Origin of the sequence: Actinomadura syzygii (assembly GCF_008085905.1) — a bacterium.
Lineage (GTDB): Bacteria > Actinomycetota > Actinomycetes > Streptosporangiales > Streptosporangiaceae > Spirillospora > Spirillospora syzygii.
Genome location: NZ_VSFF01000005.1, coordinates 510,506 through 529,974, shown reverse-complemented (window position 1 = coordinate 529,974; position 19,469 = coordinate 510,506). Strand labels below are relative to the sequence as shown.

Annotated in this window: 19 protein-coding genes; 6 read left to right on the top strand and 13 right to left on the bottom strand. The window is 71.7% G+C overall.

Going from position 1 to position 19,469, the window contains the following annotated elements; genetic code table 11:
* The first annotated feature begins 63 nt into the window (after positions 1-63).
* A complete protein-coding gene (locus tag FXF65_RS15080; protein WP_148350525.1) occupies positions 64-762 on the top strand; it encodes a DUF2249 domain-containing protein in 699 nt (232 codons plus the stop codon).
* Positions 755-1,153: a cupin domain-containing protein gene (locus FXF65_RS15075; protein WP_148350524.1), complete on the top strand. Its 399-nt coding sequence runs from the start codon at positions 755-757 to the stop codon at positions 1,151-1,153. The genes FXF65_RS15080 and FXF65_RS15075 overlap by 8 nt, the downstream gene beginning before the upstream one ends.
* A gap of 13 nt (positions 1,154-1,166) precedes the next feature.
* On the opposite strand, the gene FXF65_RS15070 is transcribed toward FXF65_RS15075, so the two are convergent.
* Genes FXF65_RS15070 through FXF65_RS15030 form a run of 9 tightly spaced genes read right to left on the bottom strand, consistent with a single transcriptional unit; the run spans position 1,167 to position 9,463 of the window.
* Entirely contained in the window at positions 1,167-2,201 is a 1,035-nt protein-coding gene (locus FXF65_RS15070; protein WP_148350523.1) for a zinc-binding dehydrogenase, read from the bottom strand.
* A 7-nt stretch (positions 2,202-2,208) separates the two neighbouring features.
* Complete coding sequence (locus tag FXF65_RS15065; RefSeq protein WP_148350522.1) at positions 2,209-3,564, bottom strand: MmgE/PrpD family protein; 1,356 nt, start codon at positions 3,562-3,564, stop codon at positions 2,209-2,211.
* Positions 3,561-3,812, bottom strand: a complete 252-nt coding sequence (locus tag FXF65_RS15060) for a biotin/lipoyl-containing protein (RefSeq protein WP_148350521.1) — start codon at positions 3,810-3,812, stop codon at positions 3,561-3,563. The genes FXF65_RS15065 and FXF65_RS15060 overlap by 4 nt, the downstream gene beginning before the upstream one ends.
* The gene (locus FXF65_RS15055; RefSeq protein WP_148350520.1) at positions 3,809-4,798 is read right to left on the bottom strand and encodes an alpha-ketoacid dehydrogenase subunit beta; all 990 of its coding nucleotides are present in this window, start codon (positions 4,796-4,798) and stop codon (positions 3,809-3,811) included. The genes FXF65_RS15060 and FXF65_RS15055 overlap by 4 nt, the downstream gene beginning before the upstream one ends.
* A complete protein-coding gene (locus tag FXF65_RS15050) occupies positions 4,795-5,775 on the bottom strand; it encodes a thiamine pyrophosphate-dependent dehydrogenase E1 component subunit alpha (protein ID WP_148350519.1) in 981 nt (326 codons plus the stop codon). The genes FXF65_RS15055 and FXF65_RS15050 overlap by 4 nt, the downstream gene beginning before the upstream one ends.
* Positions 5,772-6,227 carry an FAS1-like dehydratase domain-containing protein gene (locus tag FXF65_RS15045; RefSeq protein WP_148350518.1) on the bottom strand — a complete coding sequence of 152 codons (456 nt, stop codon included), beginning with the start codon at positions 6,225-6,227 and terminating at the stop codon, positions 5,772-5,774. Before FXF65_RS15045 ends, FXF65_RS15050 begins: the two co-directional genes overlap by 4 nt.
* On the bottom strand, positions 6,224-6,739 hold the full coding sequence (locus FXF65_RS15040; protein ID WP_148350517.1) for an FAS1-like dehydratase domain-containing protein: 516 nt from the start codon (positions 6,737-6,739) through the stop codon (positions 6,224-6,226). Before FXF65_RS15040 ends, FXF65_RS15045 begins: the two co-directional genes overlap by 4 nt.
* Positions 6,736-8,301 (bottom strand): AMP-binding protein, encoded by a 1,566-nt coding sequence (locus tag FXF65_RS15035; RefSeq protein ID WP_148350516.1) that lies wholly within the window; start codon positions 8,299-8,301, stop codon positions 6,736-6,738. The genes FXF65_RS15040 and FXF65_RS15035 overlap by 4 nt, the downstream gene beginning before the upstream one ends.
* Before the next feature lie 16 nt (positions 8,302-8,317).
* Entirely contained in the window at positions 8,318-9,463 is a 1,146-nt protein-coding gene (locus FXF65_RS15030) for an acyl-CoA dehydrogenase family protein (RefSeq protein WP_148350515.1), read from the bottom strand.
* A 416-nt stretch (positions 9,464-9,879) separates the two neighbouring features.
* Here FXF65_RS15030 and FXF65_RS15025 point away from each other — a divergent pair, with 416 nt between their 5' ends.
* Positions 9,880-11,301, top strand: a complete 1,422-nt coding sequence (locus FXF65_RS15025) for an amidase (RefSeq protein WP_148350514.1) — start codon at positions 9,880-9,882, stop codon at positions 11,299-11,301.
* Between the two features lie 9 nt (positions 11,302-11,310).
* Here the strand turns inward: FXF65_RS15025 and FXF65_RS15020 are convergent, their stop codons facing one another.
* Positions 11,311-12,141: an LLM class F420-dependent oxidoreductase gene (locus FXF65_RS15020; protein WP_148350513.1), complete on the bottom strand. Its 831-nt coding sequence runs from the start codon at positions 12,139-12,141 to the stop codon at positions 11,311-11,313.
* 535 nt (positions 12,142-12,676) lie between these two features.
* On the opposite strand from FXF65_RS15020, the gene FXF65_RS15015 reads away from it, so the two are divergent.
* Positions 12,677-14,092 carry an MFS transporter gene (locus FXF65_RS15015; RefSeq protein WP_148350512.1) on the top strand — a complete coding sequence of 472 codons (1,416 nt, stop codon included), beginning with the start codon at positions 12,677-12,679 and terminating at the stop codon, positions 14,090-14,092.
* A 33-nt stretch (positions 14,093-14,125) separates the two neighbouring features.
* Here FXF65_RS15015 and FXF65_RS15010 read toward each other — a convergent pair whose 3' ends face one another.
* Positions 14,126-14,698 (bottom strand): TetR/AcrR family transcriptional regulator, encoded by a 573-nt coding sequence (locus tag FXF65_RS15010; RefSeq protein WP_222868559.1) that lies wholly within the window; start codon positions 14,696-14,698, stop codon positions 14,126-14,128.
* 336 nt (positions 14,699-15,034) lie between these two features.
* On the opposite strand from FXF65_RS15010, the gene FXF65_RS43745 reads away from it, so the two are divergent.
* A complete protein-coding gene (locus tag FXF65_RS43745) occupies positions 15,035-15,193 on the top strand; it encodes a hypothetical protein (RefSeq protein ID WP_187412298.1) in 159 nt (52 codons plus the stop codon).
* 202 nt (positions 15,194-15,395) lie between these two features.
* On the top strand, positions 15,396-16,820 hold the full coding sequence (locus tag FXF65_RS15005) for an MFS transporter (RefSeq protein WP_148350510.1): 1,425 nt from the start codon (positions 15,396-15,398) through the stop codon (positions 16,818-16,820).
* Here FXF65_RS15005 and FXF65_RS15000 read toward each other — a convergent pair.
* Entirely contained in the window at positions 16,817-17,233 is a 417-nt protein-coding gene (locus FXF65_RS15000; protein ID WP_148350509.1) for an RNA-binding S4 domain-containing protein, read from the bottom strand. The genes FXF65_RS15005 and FXF65_RS15000 overlap by 4 nt on opposite strands.
* Positions 17,234-17,387: 154 nt before the next feature.
* On the bottom strand, positions 17,388-19,313 hold the full coding sequence (locus tag FXF65_RS14995) for a glycoside hydrolase family 3 protein (protein WP_246198644.1): 1,926 nt from the start codon (positions 19,311-19,313) through the stop codon (positions 17,388-17,390).
* Positions 19,314-19,469 lie beyond the last annotated feature (156 nt).

Below are 19,469 nucleotides of genomic sequence, written 5' to 3'. Positions count from 1 at the left end.
CACCCTGGCGAATTTCTCACAATCCTACATGTAATAATCGTGCTTCACTGAGAGGAGAGCACCATGGCGGCTTCGGAGATCTTCATCGCCTCGACCGGCACCGATCCGGCGGTCCAGGCGCAGGCGGCGCTCGCGGGCACCCAGCAGCGACTGCTCGACCGGCTGGCCGAACTGGCCGCGCCCCGCCCCGACGCGCGGGGTGAGCTGATCGACTTCTGCACCGGGGAGGTGCGCGGCTATCTGGCCGCCTCCTACCAGACCCTGTACGCGGCGGCGTCGGGCGCGGCCGAGACCCGGCTGCTCGTCCGCGCGCTGCGGCAGACCGCCAGCGCGATCACCGCGCGCATCGACGCGCTGACCACGGCCGACGACACGTCGACGGCGGCCGTCGAGGCGCTGTTCGCCGCCCATGTCGGGGTGGAGCAGACCGTCCTGCTGCCCGCGCTCGGCGGGCTGCCCGGCGCCGACCTGCCCACCCTCGTCGCCGACTTCGAGACGCTGCTCGGCGGCGGCCGGGTGGACGCGCCCGACGTCATCGACGTCCGCGAGATCCCGCACGGCCGGCGGCACCCGCGGATCTTCACCCGCTTCTCCCGGCTCGCCCCCGGCGAGGCGTTCGTCCTGGTCAACAACCACGACCCGAAGCCGCTGCGCCGCGAGTTCCAGGCCACCCACCCCGACGCCTTCACCTGGGATTACGTGGAGTCGGGGCCCGAGCAGTGGCAGGTCCGCATCGGACGGCCGGACCGCGCCGATGGCTGAGGCGGTGCTCCCGCGCATCCTGTGCGACGTCCGGGAGCTGATCGAGTCGGCGCCCGAACCCGCGCGGGTGTCGTGGAAATTGGCGGAGGCCGGACGCCAGCTCGACGCGAATCTGGTGCAACTGCCGCCGGACGAGCGCATCAACCCGCACGCCGAAGCCAATCTCGACGTCATGCTGCTGGTCGTCGCCGGAAACGGCACGGCCGGTCTCGGAGTCGCGGACGAACCCGAACCCCTGACCCAAGGGACGCTTCTCTGGCTGCCGTACGGCTCGACCCGAAGCATCACCGCCGGGCCGAAGGGCCTGTCCTATCTGACCGTCCACCGCCGCCGCCCCGGAATGCAGATCCGCGGGACGAGCCGCCCCTCAGAGGGAGGCCCGGTCGAATAGGCGTATTGGCTGGTTAGGGGCGTACCAGGACTTTGAGGGCGGTGCGGTCGTTCATTGCGCGGAAACCTTCCGAGATGTCGTCCAGGGGGACGGTCAGGTCGAATACGTCGCCCGGTGTGATCGTCCCGTCCAGCACTTCGGACAGCAGTTCCGGAATGTACTGGCGGGCCGGTGCCACGCCGCCGGTAATGGTGATGTTGCGCATGAAGACGTCGAAGTCGAGGCGCGCCTGCGCGTACTGCGGGACGCCGACGCGGCTGATCGTCCCGCCGTCGCGGACGCCGCCGAGCGCCGTCTCGAACGCCTCACTGTTACCGACGCATTCCAGCACGTGGGGCGCTCCGTCGCCGCCGGTCAGTTCGCGGACGGCGGCGACCGCCTCCGCGCCTCGGGCGGGCACGACGTCGGTCGCGCCGAAGCGGCGGCCGAGGTCGGTGCGGGCCCGGTGGCGGCCGAGCAGCACGATCCGCTCCGCGCCGAGCCGCGCCGCCGACAGCACCGCGCACAGCCCGACCGCGCCGTCCCCGATCACGGCCACGGTGGAGCCCTTGCCGACCCCGGCGGTGAACGCGGCGTGGTGGCCGGTCGGCAGCACGTCCGACAGGGACATGATGGAGGGGACGAGCGCGTCGTCGGCGCCGACCGGCAGCTTGATCAGGGTGCCGTCGGCCTGCGGGACGCGGGCCGCCTCGCCCTGGCCGCCGTCCAGGCCGCCCACCGCCCAGCGGCCGCCGTTGCGGCAGGAGCCGTGCAGGCCGTCCCGGCAGAACTCGCAGGTGTTGTCCGCCCAGAGGAACGGGACGAGCACGACGTCGCCGCGCTTCACCCCCCGGACGTCGGCGCCGGTGTCCTCGACGACGCCCATGAACTCGTGGCCGATGCGCAGGCCCTCCTCGACCGGGTCCATGCCGCGGTATCGGTGCAGGTCGCTGCCGCAGACGCAGGCGCGGGTCACCCGGACGACCGCGTCCGTCGGCTCCACGATGGCGGGATCGGGGACGTCCTCCACGCGGACGTCGCCCCGGCCGTAGATGAGGGTGGCTCGCATGTGGTGATCACTCCTTCGGACCGACGATCGTGGCGTCGATCAGTTCGCGTACCGGACGGCGGTCGAGGTCGAGCACGACCGCGATGAACCGCTCCAGCCGTCCGGCCGGGAGCGGCAGTTCGGCGGACATGGCGCGCAGCCGGCCCGCGGCCTCCTCGCGGTCCCAGTTGAAGGTGCGCGCGTCGGGGGCGAACTCGCTGGTCAGCGTCCCGTTCGAGCGGGTGCGGACGGTGATGCGGCAGGCGCCGGGCAGGCGCGCGTCGGGGGCGACCGTGATGCGCCGGGTGAGGTCCGCCAGGGCGGGGTCGTCGAAGGCGTACAGGTCGTCCAGGTCGATCCCGCCTTTCCGGAGTGCGACCGCGAGGCAGTACGGCAGGCTCATCAGCGTCCCGCCGACGTCGTGGAACGGGCCGTGGGCGTCGATGCCAGGGTAGGCGGCGTCGTCCGGCGGCAGTTCCACGGTGATGCTCTCCACATCGTCCGCGCTGATGCCCTTCATTCCGGTCAGGACAGTGACCGGAATCTGGTTGATCGCGCAGACCGGATACGGCTTGTAGGTGACGCGGCGGATCCGCCATTCACCGTCCATTTCCGGGAGTTCCCCGCCGGGTTCGGCCCCGGCGAAGGCGCGGAAATGGCCGGCGGCGCCGTCGAGCGCGTTCGGCGCCCCGGTCGCGCCGCGCGCCGCGAGCAGCGCGGCGACCATTCCGTTCCGGCTCGCCGCGCCCACCTGGTAACGCCATTCCTGGGTGCCCGCGACCCAGGTCTGATTGGTGCCGCCGCCGAACGCGGCGGCGAGGCCCAGCGCGGACACGGTCTGCCCGGCCGTCAGCCCGAGTAGCCGGGCGGAGGCGGCGGCCGCGGCGAACGGCCCATAAATGCTGGACGCGCGGAATCCGCGCGCCGTGGAGCGCGCCGCGTGGCGCTCGGCGATCGCGGACGCCGCCTCGTACCCGGCGATCATCGCGGTGAGGACGTCGCGGCCGGACGCGTCCGCCCGGTCGGCGAGGGCGAGCAGCGCGGGCAGCGTCGTCGCGCCCAGGTGGGTGGACACGGCGATCTGCGTGTCGTCCTGCGTCCGCGCGTGGACGAGCGCGCCCGTGGCCAGTGCGAACGACTCGACCGTCACCGGCGTCCCGTCGATCAGGAGGCGGGCGCCGCGCGCCGGGTCGCAGCCGCCGTGCTCCTTCGCGAAGGCGTAGCCGGTCGCGGCGAGGCGGTGCCCGGCGAGCCCGACGCCGAGGTCGTGCAGCAGCGTGACCTTGGCCTTCTCCACGACGTCGGGCGGGACGGCGGCGAGGTCGAGCCCGGCGGTGAACCCGGCGACCCGCTCGGTGAGCGTGCCGACTCCGGCGGTCGTCACGACGCGCCACCGCCGTCCGGATCGATCCGGGCGATGACCTGGCCGACGGCGACGTCGGCGTCCTGCGGGACGAGGACCTCGACGACCGTCCCGCCGACCGGGGAGACGATCTCGGCGGTCGCCTTGTCGGTCTCCATCTCGGCTATCGGCTCGTCCTCGGCGACGCGGTCGCCGACGCCTTTCAGCCATTGGACGATCGTCGCCTCGTCCATTGTCGCGCCCCATTTCGGCACCACGACGTCCGTCATGCACGGGTCCTTTCGATCGTGTCGAGCGCCGCCGCCACCGCGTCCGCGGCCTGCGGATAGTAGGCGCGCTCCAGGTCGGGCGCGAACGGCACGGGCGCGAACGGCGGGCGGACCTGCGCGGCCGGGGCGCGCAGGTCGGCGAAGCCGTCGGTGGCCGCGATCCGGACGACCTCCGAGCCGACGCTGCACGGGCCCTGCGCGTCCTGGACGACGACGATCCGCCCCGTCTTGTGCAGCGAGCGCAGGATCAGCGCCTCGTCGAGCGGGCTCAGCGTTCGCAGGTCGAGCACCTCGGCGTCGACGCCCCGTTCGGCGAGCGCCTCGGCGGCGTCGAGGGCGGCGGGGACGGTGTCGCCCCAGCACACGAGGGTCACGTCCGTGCCGGGACGGCGGATCAGCCCGGCGCCGATCGGCACCGTGTGGTCGGCGTCGTCGGGGACGTCGCCGCGCCGCGTCCACAGGCTCAGGCTCTCGATCACGACGACCGGGTCGTCGTCCCTGATCGCGGCCTTGAGAAGGCCCTTCGCGTCGGACGGCGTGCCGCCCCACACGACCTTCAGGCCGGGGACGGCGGCGAGCCAGCCCTCCAGGCTCTGCGAGTGCTGCGGGCCCGAGCCGCGGTGGCCGCCGCAGAGCGTCCGGATCGTGAGCGGCACCGCGAAGGCGCCGTCCGACATGTAGGACATCTTGGCGGCCTGGTTGACGAGCTGGTCCATGGCGAGGGTGATGAAGTCGAAGTACATGACCTCCGCGACGGGACGCAGCCCGGCCATCGCGGCGCCGACCGCCATTCCGGTGAACGTCGACTCGCTGATCGGGGTGTCGCGGACGCGCCATTCCCCGAACCGTTCGCGCAACCCGCGCGTCGCGGCGAACGGGCCGCCGGGGGCGCCGACGTCCTCGCCGAAGAGGTGGACGTTCTCGTCCCGCTCCAGTTCCTCGTGCAGCGCCGAATTGACCGCCTGCCAGTACTTCACCGTGCTCATTCCGGGACACCTCCGCGCACCGGGCGGACCGGACGCCGATAGACGTGCGCGGTGACCGAATCGGCCGCCGCGAGGGGTTCCGCCTCGGCGGCGGCGACGGCGTCCGCCATCTCCTTACGGGCCTCGCCGTCAATGGCCGTGGCCGTCTCCACGGATTCCGCGAGCCGTTTCAGCGGGTCGGCCGCCTTCCATTCGGCGACCTCGGCGGCGTCACGGTAGCGCTGCGGGTCGCCCTCGAAATGGCCGTGCCAGCGGTAGGTCTCGCATTCCAGCAGGGTCGGCCCACCGCCCTGACGTGCCCGCTCGACGGCCTCACCTGCGGCGTCGCGGACGGCGAACACATCATTGCCGTCCACCCGCGCGCTCGGAATTCCGTAGGGGGCGGCATGGTCGGCCACGTGTTTCGCGGCAAGGTGCATCGACACCGGAGTCAACTCGACATAGCGGTTGTTCTCGCAGACGAAGACCATCGGCAGCTGCCACAGAGCCGCCAGGTTCAGCGACTCGTGGAAGACGCCCTGGGCGACCGCGCCCTCGCCGAAGAACGCGACGGCGACGCCGTTCCGTCCCTGCCGGGCGGCGGCGAACGCGCCGCCGAGCGCGATCGGAATGCCCGCCCCGACGATCGCGTTCGCGCCCAGGATTCCGGCGGACGGGTCGGCGATGTGCATCGAGCCCGACCGTCCGCCGCAGTATCCGGACGCGCGGCCGAGCAGTTCCGCCATCATCGCCTTCGGCTCGCCGCCTTTGGCGAGGCAATGGCCATGGCCGCGATGGGTGGTGGTGATGTGGTCGGCACGGCGGAGGACGTCGCAAACGCCCGCCGCCACCGCCTCCTGGCCAATGGAAACGTGGAGTGTGCCGGGCAGTTTCCCGGTCGCCATGAGTTTGGACGCGGCGATCTCGAACTGCCGGATTCGCGCCATCGTGCGGTAGAGCCGCTGCGCCGTGTCCGGCGCCCGTGTGGTCACGGTCATCGTCGGCCGTCCTCTCCGTCGCTCTCGGGCGACCGTCTCGGGAGCTCCAGCACGGCGGTGCCCGGGGCGCACAGCACACCGTCCGCGTTGTGTTCCTCCAGGGCGCATTCGACGATTCCTGCGCCGGAGCCGTCCACGCGGCAGTCGGTCACCACGCCGGTGCAGGTCAGCGTGTCGCCGGGGACGGCGATGCCGCGGTTGCGCCAGCCGAAGCGGCGGAGCCGCGCCCCTGGCCCCGCCCAGTCGAGCGCCGCCCGCAACAGGAAGCAGCCGTGCAAATGGGACTGGACGAGGACGTCTGGATATCCCTCGTGCTCGGCATAGCGGACGTCGTAATGGATGCGGTGCGCGTTCCAGGTCGCCGCGCTGAAACGGAACAACTGCGTCGGCGTGGGCCGGACGGTCAGCGGCTCCAGTTTCGTGCCCGGGGACACGTCCTCGAAGAACCTCATGTGCCCGCCTCCGGCCGTGCGATGAAGTTCTCCCGGCTGGTCAGGAGGGGCGTTCCCGACTCGTCCCGGAATTCGCGCAGGATGGTGACGATGAGGAATGGCCCCGAACGGCCCTCCTTGAGGGTCACGTCCTCGACCGACGTCTCGCGCACGAGCCGGACGCCGTCGTGGACGGGAGCGTGCACCTCGATGTCCTGACCTGCGCCCATGAGCCGGAGCCCGCCCAGCGGGAGCCCGGCCGCGTCGCCGGTCGCGGCGCCGTCCGGGCGCAGGTCGGCGTCGGAGTCCCCGGCGCCCCAGCCGAGGACGCTGCTCAGGAACAATGGCGGCGCGATGGCCCCGGGATATCCGGCTGCCCGCGCCGCGTCGTCGTCGAAGTACACCGGGTCGGTCTCTCCGGCCGCGACCGCGAAACGCTGGAACTCCGTCGCCGAGATCCGGCCGAGGCTTTCGCGGGAGACCGTCCCGACCCTTTCGCGGACGCGCTCGCACACGTCGTCGAGTGCGCTCATCCCGCGTCCTCCTGAGAGAGTCGCCGCCTGAGCAGTTTCTTCTCCACCTTCCCGATCGACGTCTTGGGCAGTTCCGGGACGACGTGGATGCGCGTCGGAACCTTGAAGCCCGCGAGCCGCGCCCGGCAATGCCCGGCGATGTCGTCGGGCGACGGCGGCGAACCCGGAACCGGGACGACGAACGCCACGACCTCCTCGTCCCGCACCGGATCGCGTCCGGCGACGACCGCCGCCTCCGCGATTCCCGGATGCCCGAGCAGGGCGAACTCCACCTCGCTCGCGGAGACGTTCTCGCCCGCGCGCTTGATGACGTCCTTCTTCCGGTCGAAGAAATAGACGTAGCCCTTTTCGTCGAGGTAGCCGTTGTCGCCGGTGTGGAGCCAGCCGTCCCGCATGACGGCGGCGGTGGCATCCGGGTCTTTGAAATAGCCCTTCATCAGCGTCCGGCCGGGGACGCCCGACACGAGGATCTCGCCGACCTCGCCCTGCGGGACGTCGCGCCCGTCCTCGTCCACGATCCGGATCCGGCGGTCGTAGTTGGGCAGCCCGATCGACGGCCAGCGGCGGTCGCCGAACACCGGGGACATCGTGACGACCGTCCCGCCCTCCGACAGCCCGTAGCCGTTGATCAGCTCGACGCCGAACCGGCGCTCGAACTCGTCCTTCTCCCGGTCGGTGACGTTGATCGCGTAGATGACCCGGCGCAGGTTGTGGGCGGTGTCGTCCGGCGAGGGCGGCTGCGCGAGCAGGGTCCTGACCTGCATGGCGACCAGGCTGACGGAGGTCGCCCGGTGGTGCCGCAGCCGCGCCCAGAACCCGCTCGCGTGGTACTCCTCCAGCAGGACGGCCGCGCCGCCCACGGTCAGCGCCGCGAGGACGGTGATCTCCTGAGCGTTGATGTGGAACAGCGGCAGCGCGGTCAGCAGCCGGTCGCCGCCGTCGAGCGCGGCGCCGCGCGACACCCGCTCACCGCCCCACAGGCAGTTCGCATGCGTGATCATCACGGCCTTCGGGCGGGCCGTGGTGCCCGAGGTGAACAGCATTTCGACGACGTCCTCGGAATGGACGTCGACGGGCCCCGCCGACGCCCCGCCCGCCACGTCTTCAAAAGAAACGAACCCTTCCAGGACCTCGTCGCCACCCCGCGCCAGAATCCGGTGGACGACCTTCCCGGCGTCCTTCAACACGTCCGCGAACAATGGAAGATGCTCGGGCTCGGTGAGAACCCCCACCGCCTCTGAATGCTCGATGAGGTAACGAACCTCGGCCGCCGAATTCGCGACGTTGGACGGCACCATCACCGCCCCGAGCCAGGCCAGCCCGAACCACGCGAACACGAATTCGGCGCAGTTGCGGAGCTGGAACACGACGGCGTCGCCCCGGCCGATCCCGAGGGCGGCGAAGCCACCGGCCGTGCGGCGGACGGCGTCGAGCGTCTCCCGGTAGCTGTACTCGGTGACGGCGCCCGTCCGGTCCTCGACGACGAGGCACGGCCGGTCCGGATGCCTCTCGCTCCGCTCGACCAGCAGGTCGGCGAGGGTGCGGTTCCCGATCAGGTCCACGACGGCTCCCCCGCGCTCAGTCCCGCGAGGACAGGCCGAGCATGTTCCGGGCGATCATCCAGCGGTGGATCTCGGACGACCCGTGCCCGATCCGCCACACCCGCACCTGCCGGAAGAAGCTCTGGATCGGCAGCTCCTTGCTGTACCCGAGGCCGCCGAAGATCTGGAGGCAGCGGTCGGTGACGCGCTGCGCCATCTCCGTCGCGTACAGCTTGGCCATGAACGCCTCGTTGCGGATCGGCCGCCCCTCGTCCGCCATCCACGCGGCCCGGTAGACGAGGAAGCGCGCCGCGTCCAGCTCGACCGCCGAGTCCGCGAGCATCCACTGCACCGCCTGCCGCGTCGCGATCGGCTTGCCCCAGGTCACGCGCTGCTTCGCCCACTCGACGGCCATGTCCAGGCAGCGCTGGGCGATGCCGAGCTGGTAGGCGGCGATCCGCAGCCGGCCGTGCGTGAGCTGGTCGGACGCCAGCTCCCAGCCGCCGCCGACCGGGCCGAGCCGCGCGGAGTCCGGGACGACGCAGTCGGTGAACGACAGCTCGTACGGCTCCCAGTCGTCCCCCATGGTCGGGATCGGCCGGGACGCCTCGAACCCCGGCGTGCCCATGTCGACGAGGAAGCAGGTGATGCCGCGTCCGCCCGCGCCGGGGTCGGTGCTGGCGAACAGGATGCAGAAGTCGGCCCGGTCCACCTCGGAGATGAAGATCTTCGTGCCGTTGATCACCCAGTCGGCGCCGCTGCGCACCGCCGTCGTGGTGATCCGCGCGAAGTCGGAGCCGGTGCCGGGCTCGGTGAAGGCGTAGCAGCTCCGCCGCTCGCCGGCGATCACCGGGTACAGGTAGCGCTTCTTCTGCTCGTCGTCCCCCCGGTAGAGGACGGGCTCAGGGCTGCCGCCGAAGTCGAACATCGCCGGATGCTTGTACAGCTCCTCGGCGACCAGGCAGGCGGCGAGCGTGCCCATGCCCTGCCCGCCGTACTCCTCGGGGACGTCCAGGGCCCAGAGCCCCTGGTCCCTCGCCTTCTCCTGGAGATCGCGGCGTTCCCGCGGGGAGAGCCTCCCCTCGGCGAGGAACCGCTGCTCAAGCGGCATGAGCTCGCGCTCGCGGAACCGGCGTACCGAGTCGATGAACATCTCCAGCTCGGCCGGGATGCTGAAGTCCATTCGCCGTCACACCCTTCATTCGACCGACCAGTCGGTCGGCTTCGACTTTCGCACGCTCCCGGTCGAGCGTCAAGGGGCGGCCCCTACGCGATCAATGCGCGCGGAGCGCTCCCCGCGCGTTATGCCAAGGCGGTATTGAAATGAGTTCGACCGCTCGCTCTTTTGCATGGAACAACGGCGCGCGAAGGGTTGTCAATCCCCGCCGGGACGGGGTTGACGGTCCTGCGGTGCGGTGTTACTTTGAGGCTCCCGACCGGTCGGTCGGGAGTCGATCGCACCAGCTCTGAGCAGCTCATTCATCCGGTCCGTGATCGCGAAACACGCCCCTCCGAGTCCGGCGAGAAACCTGGTTGAACCATTTCTCGCTGCCGTCCATGACGGAATAGATATCCCACCGCTGATTCTCAGGAGGACGGATGTCCGGCGATCTCAACAATGCGCCGACGGCGGGCGAACTCGGCACCGCGTACGCCGCCGGGACCCTTTCCCCGGTGGAGGCGACGGCCACGGCACTCGCCGCGATCCAGGACCGCGACGCGGACTACAACGCCTTCGTCCTGGTCGATCCGGAGCGCGCCCTCGCCGACGCGCGGGCGGCCGAGAGCCGCTGGCGCGCGGGGACGCCCGCCGGCCCGCTCGACGGCGTGCCGATGTCGATCAAGGACCTGTTCCTCACCCGCGGCTGGCCGACGCTGCGCGGCTCCGGCCGCGTCGACCCCGCGCAGCCCTGGGACGTCGACAGCCCCGTCGCCGCCCGGCTCCGCGAGGGCGGCCTCGTGCCGGTCGGGAAGACGAGCACGCCCGAGATGGGGTGGAAGGGCGTGTGCGACAACCCGCTGACCGGGGTGACGCGCAACCCGTGGGACACGTCCCGCACGTCCGGCGGGTCGAGCGGCGGCAGCGCGGTCGCCGTCGCGGCGGGCATGGGCCCGCTGTCGGTCGGCACGGACGGCGGCGGATCGATCCGCATCCCGGCCGCGTTCTGCGGCGTCGTCGGGTTCAAGCCGACGCACGGCCGCGTCTCGCAGTACCCGCTCAGCGCGCTCGCGGTGCTGGCGCACGCGGGGCCGATGGCGCGGACCGTCCAGGACGTGGCGCTCCTGCTGGACGCCCTCGCGCCGCCCGACCACCGCGACCCGTACGCGCTCGCCCCGCACGGCGGCCCCTACGCGCAGGCGCTCGACCTGGACGTTCGCGGTGTGACCGCCGCCTTCTCCGCCGACTTCGGGTACGTGGACGTCCACCCCGAGATCGCCGCCGCCGTCGCATCCGCCGTGGCCGCCTTGGAAGGCGAGGGCGTGCGCGTCGAGGCCGCCGACCCCGGCTTCCCCGACCCGCTGCCCGCGTTCAACGTGCTGTGGTGCACCGGCGCGGCGAAGTGGCGGGACGCGCTCGGCACGCTCGACGGCGTCGATCCCGGCCTGCGCGCCGTGATCGAGCGGGGCCTCGGCTTCTCGGCGGGCGACTACCTGGCGGCGGAGGCGGAACGGCTCGCGCTGAGCGTCCGGATGGGCGAGTTCCACACCCGGCACGACGTGCTGATCACGCCGACCGTCCCGATCCCGGCGTTCGAGGCGGGGCACGACGTGCCGCCGGGCAGCGGCCTGTCCGACTGGGCCGAGTGGACGCCGTTCACGTACCCGTTCAACATGACGCACCAGCCGGCGATCAGCGTCCCGGTCGGCTTCACCTCGGACGGCCTGCCGATCGGCCTCCAGATCGTGGGGCCGCGCCATTCCGAGCCGCTCGTCCTGTCCATGGCCCACGCGGTCGAGCGGACCCGTGCGTCTGGGGCGCGGGTCTCCGTCCTGCCGAAGCCGACCGCCGCGGCGCAGTGACCGGAGGCGCTAGCGCAGGGGCTCGATGAAGACGGCGAGGTCGTCGAGGGCGCGGAGCGCGTCCGGCTCCGGGACGGTCGGCAGCGCCAGCCCGATGCGCTCCACGCCCGCGCCGGCCAGCGCCGCGACCGCCCCGGCGTCGGCCTCCAGGCCGCAGAGCGTGATCGGGACGTCCGGGCGCCCCCGGTCGGCGAGCAGCGCGGACACGCGGCGGATCTCCTCCGGCGGCGTCGCGGCGCGCGGCAGCCAGCCGTCCCCGTACCGGACGAGACGGTCCAGCGCGGCGGGGCTCTCGCCGCCGATGTAGATCGGCGGATGCGGCTCGCGCACCGGCTTCGGCCACAGGTGGATCGGGTCGAAGTCGACGTGGTCGCCGTGGAACTCCGGCTCGTCCCCGGTCCAGATGGCCTTGATCGCGGCGAGCTGCTCGTTGAGGCGGGCGCCGCGCGTTCGTGGGTCGATGCCGTGGTTGCGCATCTCCTCCCGGTTCCAGCCGACGCCGACGCCGAGGAGGGCGCGCCCGCCGGAGATCACGTCGAGGGTCGCGACCTCCTTGGCGGTGTGGATCACGTCGCGCTGCGGGATCAGCGCGACCGCCGTGCCGAGCAGCAGGGTGGAGCTCGCCACGGCCGCCGCGGCGAGCGCGGGGAACGGGGCGAGGGTGCGGTAATAGGCGTCCGGCAGTTCGGCGCGGCCCTGCCAGAGGGTCTCGCGCTTCACCGGAATATGCGAGTGCTCGGCGATGAAGAGGGAGTCGAAACCGCGTTCCTCGGCCGCTCGGGCCAATACGTCAGGTCGGATGCTGGTCGCGGTCAATAGCGTGTAGATGCCGAACTTCATGCGGTCACCGGCCTTCTCGTCGTCATCTCCGAATTCCCCGGAACCGAACCGGATTCGCTCCGGCGCGAGATCACCGATTTCGTCCGATCGGCTCCTGTGAGCCTAGGCGGACGAACCTCGCGCGGCAACATTGGAAAGGGCCGGGAATCGGGCGATGAAGGGTTGACACCTCCCCGCTGAGCTGGGATCGTACTCTCACGACCGACCGGTCGGTCGTGAGAGAGAAGAGGGGACGTCCGCCCCGCTCACAAGGCGGGTGCCGACCGCGCGTCCGGAACGGCGGCCGCGCTCACGGCACCGGTGGACCGGTCCCCGCGAAGGACGCGAGCCGAAGTCGAGGTCGCCGCCGCCGATGCCGTCGCGGACGAACCTCAAAGCGCTGCCCGGGGGCGTCAGCGCGGACCTGAGCCGAGGCGGGAAATCATTCGGCCGGGCCTTTCCAAGTCCCGGAAGACGACGTTTTCCACGCCATGCGGCAAGTGGTCGAACGACCGTCGAAACGACGGTCCGCCACGTCGTGGGAAAGGAAACGCGGATGGTCTCCGAAAAGGCAGCCGCGAAGGGCGGGCTCAGCAAGGGCACCGCGAAGATCGCCGCCGCAGCGCTGGCGGCGTCCAGCATCGAGAACTACGACTTCTTCATCTACGGGACGGCCGCCGCGCTGGTCTTCCCCGACCTGTTCTTCCCCGGGCAGAGCCCGCTCGCCGGGGCGCTGCTGTCCTTCTCGACGTTCGCGGTCGGGTTCGTCGCGCGGCCGCTCGGCGCGGTGATCTTCGGGCATCTCGGGGACGTCCACGGGCGCAAGCGCTCCCTCGTCATGGTGCTGCTGACGATGGGCCTCGGCACGACGCTCATCGGCGTCCTGCCCACCTACGACGACATCGGCCCGGCCGCGCCGCTCCTGCTGGTGCTGCTGCGGCTCGTCCAGGGGATCGCGCTCGGCGGCCAGACCGGCGGGGTGATCCTGCTCGCGATGGAGAACGCGCCGCCGCACCGGCGCGGGTTCATGTCCAGCTTCGCGCTCGCGGGCGGGCCCGCCGGGATCCTCGTCGGCAACCTCGCCTTCCTGCTCACCGACCTCGTCACCACGTCGGACGGGTTCGACTCGTGGGGCTGGCGGCTGCCGTTCCTCGCGAGCATCGCCCTCCTCGGGCTGACCGTCTACATCCAGTTGCGGATCGAGGAGACGAAGGCGTTCAAGCGCCTCCAGGCGGACGCCGCGCCCGCGGACCAGCCGGCGAAGGCCGCTCCGAAGCCGGAGCGTTCGCCCGTGCTGGAGGCGCTGAGCCGGTACCCGCGGAAGATCGTCCTCATCGGCGGCGCCTACGTCGGCATCAACGTCACCTACTACCTCTTCATGACGTTCGCCGTCGCCTACGGGACGAACGACGACATCCTCGACATGCCGAAGAGCCGGATCCTGCTGGGCGTGCTGGTCGGGGCCGCCGTCCAGCTCGTGATGCTGCCCGTCGCGGGCGCGCTGTCGGACCGCATCGGCCGCCGGACGATGATGATCACCGGTTCGCTGCTGCTGGGCGTGTGGGCGTTCGCGTTCTGGCCGCTGCTGAACACCGAGTCGCCCGTCGTCATCGCGTTCGCGTTCGTCGTCGGGCTGGGGCTGGTGCACACCACGATGTACGCGCCGCAGGGCGCGTTCTTCGCCGAGACGTTCCCGACCGCGACGCGCTACTCGGCGATGTCGCTCAGCATCCAGGTGGCGTCGGTGGTCGGCGGGGCGCTCGCGCCGCTCATCGCGACGTCCCTGTACGCCTGGACGGGAACGTGGCTGGCCATCGCCGCCTACATGGCCGGGGTGTGCCTGATCACCGTCGTGTCGGTGCTGCTCCTGCCGGAGACCTACCGGAACGACACCGAGTCACCGGCGCTGGAGCCGGCCCAGAAGGACACACCGCCGCCGCCCGGAACGGGCGACGCGGTGCCCACCGCCTGAACCGGGCCGCGGCCTGGTGCCCTTCCGCCCGCGTCAGGGCATCAGGCCGCGGTAGGCGTAATCCCAGAAGGCGTCGGCGATCTCGTCGTGGGTGAATCGCCCGTCCGAGTGGTACCACTGGTAGGCCCAGTTGCTCATGCCGAATATCGCGAGGCTGAACAGCTTGGTGTCGACCTGCCGGAACACGCCGGTGGCGATGCCGTCGCGGATGACCTCCTGGATCATCGCCTCGTACCGGACGCGCTTCTCGGTCGCGACGGCGAGATCGGCGTCGGGCAGCTCGCGATGGTTCTCGAAGAAGACCCGGCACTGCCCGCGCCGGGTGGCGATGTTGAGCAGAAAGTCGTGGATCACGCCGCGCAGCAGCTCTTCCGGCGCCACACCCTGCGCGAGCCGGGCGCGATGCGAATCGATCAGACCGTCGATCAGCTCTTCGTGCATGTACCACAGCAGTTCCGACTTGCTGCGGAAGTAGTGGTACAGAGTCGGCTTGCCGATTCCGACCGCGGCGGCGATGTCGTCCATGGAGGCGCCGGAGTACCCCAATTTCTCGAACAGGTCGGCGGCGGTCTGGATGATCTCCGCCCGCCGCTCGTCCTTTGACATCTGCCGCCGCCTCGACCGGCGCGCCGATTCAGCTTCCGACATCCGCGTACACTCCGCTCACTGGAAAGTATCAAGGGGGTCGGCCGACTTCGTGAGCCGGAGCGGAACTCCCCCATGATCGCTTAGCTCCTGGAGTATACCAGGATGCCCACAATTACCCCCGCCCGACACTCCCACCCCAACCGAAAAAGACATCCCGGAGGGTCAGCCGAATACGAAGCGACCTAAGGACCCGCCGGACGATTCCGCAGCGCACTTTCAGGCTTTACACGGGGGCTCGGATCGGGCACATATTCGGGCGTCCACTCCTGCCTTTCCCACGGCGCGAGCATCGGAATGGCCGTCGACGCCGTCGAGGAAGCCATCGTGTGGATTCGCTTTCGTGTCGTGCATTCGGACGACGGTCTCCGTCTTGGCGACGCGGCGGCCGACGTCCCGGTCTACGGGTCGTCGCTCGCGTTGTTGCTCGATGCCGCGCCCGATTCCGGAGGGTGACGGGATTCGGTGTCTCCGCTGTCGGGACGACCATGGAAGGGCGTCCCGCCGCATCTGGCGTTGTGGCCCGTCGCCGGCGCGAGTTGCGGGGAGATGGCGGCTCGTGGGCGGATCGCCGGGATTGGTCGCATCGCCGCCGACCGGGCTGACGGGTGCCCCCGGGCGGTGACATACCTGGTCAGGGGGTGGGCAGAAGTGATCGGTGACGTCGGCGCGAGCCCCGAGGCCCTGGCGGCGTGCGCTGACCGGCCGGTCCGGCGGGGACGGCCGGTCCCGCGTCGTCGTGCTCCTCGCCTGCGTGCTCGCGCTCAACGCGGCCGACACCGGGGTGATCGGCGCGATCGTCCACGAACTGCGGCACTCGCTGCACATCGGCAACACGAAGGTGGGGGTGCTCACCGCGGCTCCGGCGGCGGTCGGCGCGGTCGCGACGCTCCCGGTCGGGTACCTGACGGACCGGGTGCCGCGGGTGCCGCTGCTCGCCGGGAGCGTGCTGCTGTGGAGCCTCGCGATGATCGTCGGCGGGGTGGCCACCTCGTTCGAGTGGCTGCTGTGCTCCAGGATCGCGCTCGGCGCGGTCACCGCCACCGCCGGTCCGACGGTGGCGTCGCTGATCGGCGACTTCTTCCCGACCGCGGAGCGGGCCGGGATGTACGGGCGCGTCCTCGCGGGCGAGCTGGTCGGGGTCGGGTTCGGGCTGCTCGTCGGCGGCAACATCGCCGCCCTGGTGAGCTGGCGGGTCTCGTTCTGGTTCGTCGCGCTGCTCGGGCTCGCCCTGGCGGCGGCGCTGTGGTGGGGGCTGACGGAGCCGGCGCGCGGCGCGCAGGGCGGCGGGGGCGGGCGCGGGCCAGCGGCGGAGCCCGCGCAGAGGCAGGTGGCGCGGCGGCGTGTCCGGCCGCGGCCGGAGAACGTCCTGCGCGTCGACCCGGCGCGGATGACGCTCGCCCAGGCCGCCGTGCACGTCCTCCGGATCCGGACGAACGTGATCATCATCGTCGCGTCCGCGTTCGGGTACTTCTTCTTCGCCGGGCTCCGGACGTTCGCGCTGGTGTTCGTCCAGGAGCGGTACGGGATCGGGCGGGGCGAGCTGTCGGCGTTCCTCCCGGTGATCGGCGCGGCGGCGATGGGCGGCGTGCTCGTCGGCGGGCGGCTCGCGGACCGGCTCGTGCGGCGCGGCCGGGTCACCGCGCGGGTGACCGTCCCCGGCGTCGCGTTCACGGCGTCGGCGGCGCTGTTCCTGCCCGCCCTGTTCACCCGCGACGCGCTGGTCGCGCTGCCGCTGTTCACGCTGGCCGCGGCCGCGCTCGCCGCCGCGAACCCGCCGCTCGACGCGGTGCGGCTGGACGTCGTCCACTTCCGGCTGTGGGGGCGCGCGGAGAGCATCCGGACGATCGCCAGGATGACCGCCGAGGCGATCGCGCCGGTCCTGTTCGGCTGGGCGTCCGGCCTGCTCGACACCGGCGGCGGGACGGCGGTCGGCCTGAACCGCGTGTTCCTGCTGGCCCTGCTGCCGCTGCTCGCGAACGGCCTGCTGCTGACGCGGGCGCGGCGCGACTACCCGCGCGACGTGGCGTCCGCGCTGGAGTCCGAACGCCGCTACCCGGCGAGTGCGCGGCCGGCCTCCTAAAGGTCGTCGTCGCCCGGCGGGGCGGGCTCGTTCAGGGTGCGGTACCGGTCGAGGATGCGTTCCAGCTCGCGCCGGTCGCGCTTGGTGGGACGGCCCGCGCCGCGGTCCCGGCGGCCGACCGGGACGAGCGCCTCCGGCGGCGGCGGGGGCGGGCTCTTGTCGATCAGGCATTCCTGCGCGACGGGCGCGCCGACCCGCTTCCGGACGATCTTCTGCACGACGACGATCCGCTCGCGCCCGCCGTGCCGGAGCCTGACCTCGTCGCCCGGCTTCACCGTCGTGGACGGCTTCGCGCGCTCGTCGTTCACCCGCACATGGCCCGCGCGGCACGCGGTCGTCGCCATCGAGCGGGTCTTCAGCAGGCGGACGGACCAGATCCACAGATCGACCCGCACCGACCCCTCGTCGCCCATGCGTCCCATGATGGCACCGGCCGGTGACAACCGAACCCGGACGACTTCGGCTCGGTCGGTGGTTCTGTCCGGTGACCAGCGACCGCCGACGGGCTTCGGCCCGGTCGGCGGCCCCGGGTCGGTGACGACCGGTCCTCGGCTGGCTTCGGCGGGGTCAGCGGCGGGGGTCGGTCGTCAGGCCGTAGCCGTAGCGGAAGAGGGGGCGGTAGTCCCGGTCGCCGACGTTGATCGGCTCTTGGGCCTCGGTGCGCGGCCACGACACCGGCAGGCGGCCGGTGAACGGGCGATCGCCGAACAGGACGTCCGCGACGCCCGCGCCCTCGCTGCCCGGCAGCCAGGACATGACGAACGCGTCGGCCTTCGCGAGCCGGTCGGTGACGATCTGCGGACGTCCCGCCACGTCCAGCACGACGCACGTCCCGATCGCGCCGCAGACCGTGTCGATGTTCGCCTTGTCCGCGTCCGACAGGTTCAGGGTGTGGCCGTTGCCGACGTCGCCGACGCCCTCCGCGTACGGCTTCTCGCCGACCACGACGACGCCTGCGTCACTGCCGGACGTGGGCGCCGACGCGTCCGCGCTGTAGGTGACGTCGGACGAGTGCTGCCTGATGCCGTCCAGGATCGTCGTGCCGGGAATGATCGGGCCGGACGACCCCTGCCAGCTGACCGTCCAGCCGCCCGCCTGGTTGCCGACGTCGTCGGCGTTGACGCCCGCGACGTAGATTCGCACGTTGCGTTTCAGCGGCAGCGCGTTCGCGGAGTTCTTCAGCAGCACCTGCGACTCGGCGACGGCCCGGCGGGCGACCGCGCGGTGCTCGGGCGAGCCGATCGTCCCGGCGAGGCGGCGGTCGGTGTAGGGGTGCTCGAACAGGCCCAGCTCGAACTTCGCCGTGAGAATGCGCGCGACCGCGTCGTCGATGCGGGACGTGGCGACCCGTCCGGCCTTGACCTCGCCCAGCAGCGCCTCCACGAACCGGGGGGCGCTGAACGGCTCCATGAACATGTCCATGCCGGCGTTGACGGCCGTCCGGACCTGGGTGGCGTAGTCGCCGGGGAGCTGGTGGACGGCCTCCCAGTCGCTGATGAGGAAACCGTCGAACCCGATCCTTCCCTTGAGGACGTCGGTCAGCAGCTCCCTGTGCGCGCTCATCTTCACCGGGTTGCCGACGCCGTCCTCCGTCCAGTCGACGCTGGAGAACGACGGCATGATGCTGCCGACCCGGTATTTCCGTACCGCCGTCACGTACGGGGCCAGGTCGATCCGGTCGAACGTGCGGCGGTCGGTGACCGTGACGCCTTGGTCGACCGTGTACGTCCCGGTCCTGGACGACCCGAACTTCGTGTCCCCGTCACCCGCGAAGTGCTTCGCCGTGGCGAGGACGCGCTCCGGCCCCGCCATGTCGCGCCTGTTGCGTCCTTGGAAGCCCTCGATTCTGGTCTCCATGTCGACGACGAGCCGCGGGTCCTCGCCGAAGCTCTCGTAGGCGCGTCCCCAGCGCAGGTCGCGGACGACGCACACGCACGGCGCGAACACCCACTGCGGCCCGGTCGCCCTCGTCTCGATCGCCGTGATCCGCTCCTCCCGGCGGACGAGGTCGGGGTTCCGGGTGGCGCCCATCGCGAGATTGTGCGGGAAGACGGTCGCGCCGACCAGGTTGTTGTGGCCGTGCACCGAGTCCACCCCGTAGAGCAGCGGGATCTTGAGGCGGGTCGCGAGGGCCTTGGACTGGTAGGCGTCCACCATGTCCGCCCAGCCCTTCGCCGTGTTCTCGGCGGGCACGGACCCGCCGCCGGACAGCAGCGAGCCGAGGCCGAGCGTCGTGATCCGGTCGCGGTCGCCGTCGACGGCGGAGCGCTCGGCCTGCGCCATCTGGCCGCCCTTCTCCTCCAGGGTCATGCGGCCGAGGAGGTCCTGAACCCGCTTCGGCACCGGCAGGCGCGCGTCCAGGTACGGAGCCGGGTCGGCCGACGCGGGACGCGCCGCGGCCACCGGCGGGAGCACGGCGACGGCCGCCAGCGCGACCAGCGATCGCCCGATCCGGGTCCGGGTGGCGACGGCACGTGTGCGGGGGTCTCGCAAGTCGTCCCTCCTGGGCGGCGGTTCCGAGCACGCTCGACTTGGAACCTCCCCCGCCCGGGCCGCGCGCATGCGGGACGAATAGGACGGGCGCCCGGCGGGCCGGCGGGTGAGTACGACCGGCCGGGCGCTCCGTCATCCAGGATGGCGCTGGTGCCC